The sequence below is a fragment of the Streptobacillus ratti genome (assembly GCF_001891165.1).
GTDB lineage: Bacteria > Fusobacteriota > Fusobacteriia > Fusobacteriales > Leptotrichiaceae > Streptobacillus > Streptobacillus ratti.
This window is the reverse complement of sequence record NZ_LKKW01000002.1, coordinates 81,385-88,713: the sequence shown is the minus strand read 5'-3', so window position 1 is coordinate 88,713 and position 7,329 is coordinate 81,385. Positions and strand designations below refer to the sequence as shown.

The window sequence follows — 7,329 nt, the reverse complement described above, 5'->3', positions numbered from 1 at the left end:
TTCTTCTTTATTAATTTTAAAAAATGTGTTATTATTAGTCATGGGTATACAGTTCCTTTCAATAGATTTGGTCATTTATGATTGTACTGTATATCCTATTTTTTTTCAATTACTTTTTTGGACATTTACTTTTGGAATTTAGGAAGGGGGATACACCGATTATTTGTTTATTTGAAAAATCAATAAAAATATGATAAAATATAGAATAGTAAAAAGAGTGGAGTAAGTAATTTTAAAGGACTTTTTAATAAGAGTTTTTTAATGTTATTTGCTCACTCTTATAAAATATAAAATAGGAGGACAAAATGTTTGATAAGAAAACTTACATTTTAGATGTATCAGGAAAAGAAGTGAAAATTGAAACAGGAGAAATTGCAAGACAAGCAGGTGGGTCTGTTTTAGTAACTAGTGGAGGAACAACAGTACTTGTTACAGCTACTAGAAGTAAAGAAGTAAGAGATGGGCAAGATTTTTTCCCATTAACTGTAGACTATATTGAAAAATTTTATGCTACAGGTAAATTCCCAGGTGGATTTATAAAACGTGAATCTAAACCATCAACAGAAGAAGTTTTAATTTCAAGATTAATTGATAGACCAATAAGACCTTTATTCCCAGAAGGATTTTTTAATGCAGTACATGTAGTAATTAATGTAGTTAGTTTTGATGGTGTTAATATGCCAGAAGATATATCTACTATAGGGGTATCATTTGCTTTAGGGTTATCAGATATTCCATTTGGTGGACCAGTTGCAGGACTTACTGTAGGATATATGAATGGAGAATATATTATTAATCCAAATAAAGACCAAAGAGATAGCATGGATATTTACTTATCTGTTGCAGGAACTAAGAGTGCAATAACTATGGTTGAGGCAGGAGCTAATGAAGTAAGTGAAGAAGAAATGTTAAATGCTATTATGTTAGGACATGAAGAAATTAAGAAAATATGTGAACAACAAGAAGCTATTTTAAATACATTAAATATTGAAAAAATGGAATTTAATGGTGTGAATTATGATGAAAGAGTAACATCTTTTTTAGATAAATATCAAGGTGAATTAAAAAATGCTATTTTAGTACCAGGTAAATTAGAAAAATATGAAGCTATAGATAATTTATGTGAAAGCTTACTTTCTACATTTAAATTAGAAATAGCAAAAGAAATTTTATCAAAAGAAAAAACAGAAGAAGAAAGATTATTAGAATTAATTGGAGAAAATAAAGAAAAATCTTTAGATGAATTAGTTAAAGAATTTAAAAAATATTATCATGATTTAGAAAAGAAAATAGTAAGAGAATTAATAATATTTGATAAATATAGGGCAGACGGAAGAAAAATTGATGAAATAAGACCATTAAATGCTCAAATTGATGTGTTAAAAATGCCACATGGTTCAGCATTATTTACTCGTGGAGAAACTCAAGCTTTAGTTACTGCAACTTTAGGTTCTAAAGAAGATGAGCAAATTATAGATGGTATGGAAGGAGAATATAATAAGAAGTTTTTCCTACACTATAATTTCCCACCATTTTCAGTTGGTGAAGCAGGATTTATGAGAGCTCCTGGAAGAAGAGAATTAGGACATGGTAATTTAGCAGAAAGAGCACTTAAAGCAGTAATGCCATCAGTTGATGATTTTCCATATACAGTTAGATTAGTATCTGAAATAACAGAATCTAATGGGTCATCATCTCAAGCTTCTATATGTGGTGGTTCTCTTGCATTAATGGCAGCAGGTGTCCCTATAAGAGGAACTGTGGCAGGTATTGCAATGGGATTAATTAAGGAAGAAGAAAACTTTACAGTACTTACAGATATTCAAGGGTTAGAAGATCATTTAGGAGATATGGACTTTAAAGTAGCAGGAACTAAGAAAGGTATTACTGCTATACAAATGGATATTAAAATAGAGGGTATTAACAAAGAAATAATGGAAATAGCATTGACTCAAGCACATAAAGGAAGAATGCACATTATAGAGGTTATGGAAGCTACTATAGAAGAACCAAGACCAAACTTACCAGAAAATGCACCTAAGATAATTAATTTAAGAATAGATCCAAGTAAAATAGCAGCATTAATAGGACCAGCAGGTAAGGTAATTAAATCTATTATTGAAGAAACTGGAGTTAAAATTGATGTTGAAGATGATGGAAGAGTAGCAATATTTGGTGTAGACCAAGAAATGATGAATAGAGCATTTGAACTTGTAACACAATATACACTTACAGTTGAATTAGATAAGGTGTATAAAGGTAGAATTACTAAACTTGCAAAATTTGGAGCTTTTGTTGAAATTGTACCAGGAACTGAGGGATTATTGCATATATCTGAAATATCACATAAGAGAATTAAACAAGTTGAAGATGTTTTAAAAGTTGATGATATAGTTGATGTTAAGGTTATTGCTTTAGAAGATAATAATAAATTTAGTTTAAGTATGAAAGCATTGATAGAAAAGGAAGAAGTTAAAGAAGAAAATTCAAATGAAGGAGAGTAATACTATGATAAGTAAACTTAATTTACCTAACAAATTAACTTTAATAAGAATAATATTAACACCTATATTAATTTTATTGATGTTATTTAAATATGAGGCTAATTATACATCTATTTTATGGGCAATATTATTACATATTTTGATTGTTTTACTTTTTGCTACGATAGCATTAACAGATTTTTTTGATGGTTATATAGCTAGAAGAGATAATTTAATTACTAATTTTGGTAAATTACTTGATCCTATAGCAGATAAAGTATTCGTATTTTCTGTATTGATAGTTCTTGCAAAATATGATGTGTTTTCAATTTGGTTAGTATTAATATTAATTGCTAGAGAATTTGTTGTTATGGCAATTAGAATGTTAATTTTAGAAAAAGGTGGAGAGGTTGTTCCTGCTAGTTCAACAGCTAAATTAAAAACTGCAACTCAGATGATAGCCTTATTATTTGCACTTATTTTTCCTTTTGGTAATTTTGTTAATTCTATAGTTTTATTACCCTCAGTAATATTTTCTATAATTTCAATGTTGGAATATTACCAATTAGTTAAAAAATACTTAATGGAGGATATGTAATTGGAATTTAAACAAAGTATAGAAGAAGTATTAAAAAAACAAAATGTAGATAAAAATGTAGGTCTTAGTGAAGAAGAGGCAAAAAAAAGACTTGAAATATATGGAGAAAATAAGTTAGAAGAAAGCAAGAAAAAAACATTAATTTCAAGATTTATAGACCAGTTAAAAGATGTATTAATTTATGTTTTAATTATTGCATCAATATTAAATGTAATAGCTCATTATCCAGATGGTTTTACAGAAGCTGTAATAATATTAATGGTAGTATTAATTAATGCTATAGTAGGAGTTGTTCAAGAAGCTAAAGCTGAAAAAACACTTGAAGCATTAAAAAAATTATCATCTCCAAAAGCAGTAGTTAAAAGAGAGGGTAAAATATATGAAATAGATTCTAAATACTTAGTTCCAGGAGATATATTAATAATAGATGCAGGTAGATTTATTCCAGCAGATTTAAGATTAATAGAAACTCAGAATTTACAAGTTGAAGAATCTGCATTTACAGGGGAATCACATGTAGTAACAAAGGATGCAAAATATATAACTGATCAAGACAATTTACCTATGGGAGATAAGATTAATTTAGCTTATTCTTCAACTCTTGCAACTTATGGAAGAGGAGAGGGTGTAGTTATTAAAACTGGTATGAATACAGAAATAGGTAAGATAGCTAAGGCTTTAAATACTGATGAAGATAGTACAACACCATTACAAAAAAAACTTGATAAATTAGGTAAAACTTTAGGATATATAGCAATAATTGTATGTATAATTATCTTTGGTTTAGGTGTATTTCAAGGTAGAGGTGCAGTTGAAATGATGATTACTGCAGTTTCTCTTGCAGTTGCAGCTATACCAGAGGGATTAGTTGCTATAGTTGCTATAGTTCTTTCTACTGGTGTAACTAGAATGAGTAGAAATAAGGCTATAGTTAAAAGATTACCAGCAGTTGAAACTTTAGGTTCTGTTAATGTTATTTGTTCTGATAAAACTGGAACATTAACTCAGAATAAGATGACAGTAGTTAAAGATTATTCTATGGATAATAAGGAATTATTAATGTCTGGACTTTCTCTTTGTTCAGATGCTACTGAAACAGTAGGAGATCCAACAGAAATAGCTTTAGTAGTTTATGCTAATAAGCATGGACTAAATAAAGATGATTTAAATATTAAAAATAGACGTGTAAATGAGTTTGCATTTGATTCAGATAGAAAATTAATGTCAACTTTACATGAAAATGGAAATAAATATATTTCATTTACTAAGGGTGCTATAGATAATATTATTTCATTATGTAAATACATTAAAATAGGTAATGAAGTAATGGAATTAACAGATGAGCATAAATCACATATTTTAGAAAAAAGCATAGAAATGTCTAATGAAGCTTTAAGAGTTTTAGGGTTAGGTTATAAGGAAAGTGATGTATACTTAGAAAGTGAAGAATTAGAAAAAGATTTAATTTTAGTTGGTATAGTTGGTATGATAGATCCACCAAGAGAGGAAGTTAAAGGTTCAATATTAACGGCTCAAAAGGCAGGAATTAAAGTTGTTATGATAACAGGGGATCATAAAAATACTGCTGTGGCTATAGCTAAAGAGTTAAATATAGCAAAAGATATTTCAGAAAGTATAACAGGGCCTGAAATAGATAAATTAGATAAAAAATATTTTTATGATAATGTAGATAAATATTCTGTATTTGCAAGAGTATCACCTGAACATAAGGTTAATATAGTTGAAGCTTTAAAATTAAAAGGTAATATAGTATCTATGACAGGAGATGGAGTTAATGATGCACCATCACTTAAAAAGGCTGATATAGGAGTAGCTATGGGTATTACTGGAACAGATGTTTCTAAAGGTGCTTCTGATATGATATTACTAGATGATAATTTTACAACTATAGTTAAAGCTGTAGAAGAGGGTAGAAATATATATAATAATATTAAAAAAACAATAATGTTTTTACTTTCATGTAATTTAGGAGAAGTAATATGTATATTCTTTGCGACATTACTTGGATTACCTATTCCTTTAATTGCAACACAGTTATTGTGGATTAATCTTGTTACTGATACATTACCGGCTATCTCATTAGGACTTGATCCAGGCAATAAATTAGTTATGGATGAAAAACCTAGACTACCTAAAGAAAGTTTCTTTGCAAGAGGTGCAGCAACACGTGCATTTATAGGTGGTTCATTAATAGGTATATTTACATTACTTGCTTTTTATATAGGCTTGAGAGAAGAAGGGTTTAAAACTTTAGCTGAGATTAGAACACTTACTGAGGGACATCATGCTTTAACTCATGCAAGAACGATGGCATTTATTGTTCTTACAGTATCACAACTATTTTATTCATATACTATGAGGGTAGAAGATACAACTACACTAAAAGTTGGATTATTTACTAATAAGTATTTAAATATATCTTTCATTATAGGGATAGTTTTACAAATACTGTTAATAAATATACCATTTGTAGCAAAAATATTTAAAGTACAATCATTAGGAATTTTTGATTGGGATATAGTAATAATCTTAGCAATTATTCCGTTTATAATAAATGAATTAATAAAGGTATTTATTAAGTTTAAAAAATAGGTAAGGAGGAGCTGAATTTATGAAAAAATTAATATATATTTTCTTTATATTTCTTATAGCATGTTCTAATAATGTAGAAGAAAATGTTACTGTAAATGAATTAGATGAAAATGGTATAGAAGTAGAAATTGTTAGTGTAGATTCAGCTCGACTTACTAAATTATTGGATAATAAAAATGATTCAAATGATAATTACTTTACTAAAAAAGAACTTAATGAATTTAAAGATAAAAATATAGATGCAAATCAAGTATATAGATATATAGAAGAAGCGAAAAATGGAGATGCTAATGCTATTAATTCACTTTCATATGTATATTATCTTATAGGAGATGATGCAAAATTAGAAGAAATGTTAAAATTAGGACTTAAAAATAATGTAAAGGAAGCAATATTTAATTTAGCATTGTTAGAATTAGGAAAAAATAATTTTGAAAATGTATTATCATATTTTGATAAATTACCAAAGGATTATAAGAAAAAAGAAATAGAAAATTTCAAATCAGTAATATATTTAAATATTGCTTCAATTGCATTAAAAGATAAAAATTATGATAAAGGTGTTTTAAACTTAATTAACGCATATAATTTAGAATTTAAAGAATTAGATTATGAAATTGCAAATGTATATAGAACAATGGGGGATCAAGAAAATTTAATTAAATGGTTAATAATATCATCGAATAATAAGAATATTAATGCCAAAAAAGATCTTGCTGAAGTATATTATCATAGTGATCAAATTGATAAAGCACTTAAGATATTTGAGGAGCTATATTCATTAGGAGAAATAGAATATGCAAGAATGCTATATTTTGTTAATTATAGGCTTTTAAATAATAGACAAGCACTTAAATGGTATAATATATCAAGAAGTTTAGGTATAGTTGAAATGAATTTAGAATTAGAAAAATTAAAAGGTTTCTATAATTAATAAAAAACTTGAAAAGGAGGAATAAATAATATGATATTAATTATAGCCATGTATTTATTTGAATATATTAAATTTTTAACTTGTGTTTTATCATTAGCTTTAATGGGGCTAACTTTTATTGAGGGAATAAATTTAAAATATATTTTTAAAATTATTGCTGTATTTATTAATATAAATATTTTATTATCATTACCTCTAATACCAATTTTTATATATGAAATTACAAATTTTTATAATATATATGAAATGAGTGATACTTTTAATTTTATAGAATATATTATAATAATCCTTATAATAAGCACATCATTAAAATTTATAGAAAAAAAAGAAAAAAAGGAAAAAAGAGAGGAATAGTTTAATGAAAACATATGTTGATATATATTTTTATTTTAGATATTTAAGTTATTTGATTTCATTGATATTATTTATATTTTTTTACTTTAAAAAAATAAAATTAAAAACTACATTTAGAATTATTAATGTGTTTATTAATATAAATATTTTATTGTTATTACTTATATTTATAAATGAGGGAAGTGAAGAATACTTTAAAAATTTAATAACTGGTTTTTCAAAAGAGATTGAACCAATGTATGAAAGTATGTTTATAAAATATTTATTAATTAAAATTATGCTTATACAAATATTGAGATATATTAAAAAAATAGAGAAAACAGAAAATAAAAATATTGAAGATTAAG

General features: G+C 26.3%; 6 protein-coding genes. All 6 read left to right on the top strand.

Features of this window, described 5'->3' with window-relative positions; translation table 11 throughout:
- The first annotated feature begins 305 nt into the window (after nt 1-305).
- Genes pnp through BT993_RS00945 form a run of 6 tightly spaced genes read left to right on the top strand, consistent with a single transcriptional unit; the run spans nt 306 to nt 7,328 of the window.
- Entirely contained in the window at nt 306-2,504 is a 2,199-nt protein-coding gene (gene pnp / locus BT993_RS00970; protein ID WP_072592807.1) for a polyribonucleotide nucleotidyltransferase, read from the top strand.
- Between the two features lie 4 nt (nt 2,505-2,508).
- Nucleotides 2,509-3,081, top strand: coding sequence for a CDP-diacylglycerol--glycerol-3-phosphate 3-phosphatidyltransferase (pgsA, locus tag BT993_RS00965; RefSeq protein WP_072592806.1), 573 nt, complete (start codon nt 2,509-2,511; stop codon nt 3,079-3,081).
- On the top strand, nt 3,082-5,694 hold the full coding sequence (locus tag BT993_RS00960) for a cation-translocating P-type ATPase (protein WP_072592805.1): 2,613 nt from the start codon (nt 3,082-3,084) through the stop codon (nt 5,692-5,694).
- A 19-nt stretch (nt 5,695-5,713) separates the two neighbouring features.
- Entirely contained in the window at nt 5,714-6,628 is a 915-nt protein-coding gene (locus BT993_RS00955) for a tetratricopeptide repeat protein (RefSeq protein ID WP_072592804.1), read from the top strand.
- A gap of 30 nt (nt 6,629-6,658) precedes the next feature.
- Nucleotides 6,659-6,982 (top strand): hypothetical protein, encoded by a 324-nt coding sequence (locus BT993_RS00950; protein ID WP_072592803.1) that lies wholly within the window; start codon nt 6,659-6,661, stop codon nt 6,980-6,982.
- Nucleotides 6,983-6,986: 4 nt separating this feature from the next.
- Nucleotides 6,987-7,328 carry a hypothetical protein gene (locus BT993_RS00945; protein WP_072592802.1) on the top strand — a complete coding sequence of 114 codons (342 nt, stop codon included), beginning with the start codon at nt 6,987-6,989 and terminating at the stop codon, nt 7,326-7,328.
- The last annotated feature ends 1 nt before the right edge of the window (nt 7,329 follow it).

Bases quoted from the DNA above. Each gene is read 5' to 3' on its own strand.
- BT993_RS00950 (WP_072592803.1), top strand. From the start codon at position 6,659: ATGATATTAATTATAGCCATGTATTTATTTGAATATATTAAATTTTTA.
- BT993_RS00945 (WP_072592802.1), top strand. From the start codon at position 6,987: ATGAAAACATATGTTGATATATATTTTTATTTTAGATATTTAAGTTAT.
- pnp (WP_072592807.1), top strand. From the start codon at position 306: ATGTTTGATAAGAAAACTTACATTTTAGATGTATCAGGAAAAGAAGTG.
- BT993_RS00955 (WP_072592804.1), top strand. From the start codon at position 5,714: ATGAAAAAATTAATATATATTTTCTTTATATTTCTTATAGCATGTTCT.
- pgsA (WP_072592806.1), top strand. From the start codon at position 2,509: ATGATAAGTAAACTTAATTTACCTAACAAATTAACTTTAATAAGAATA.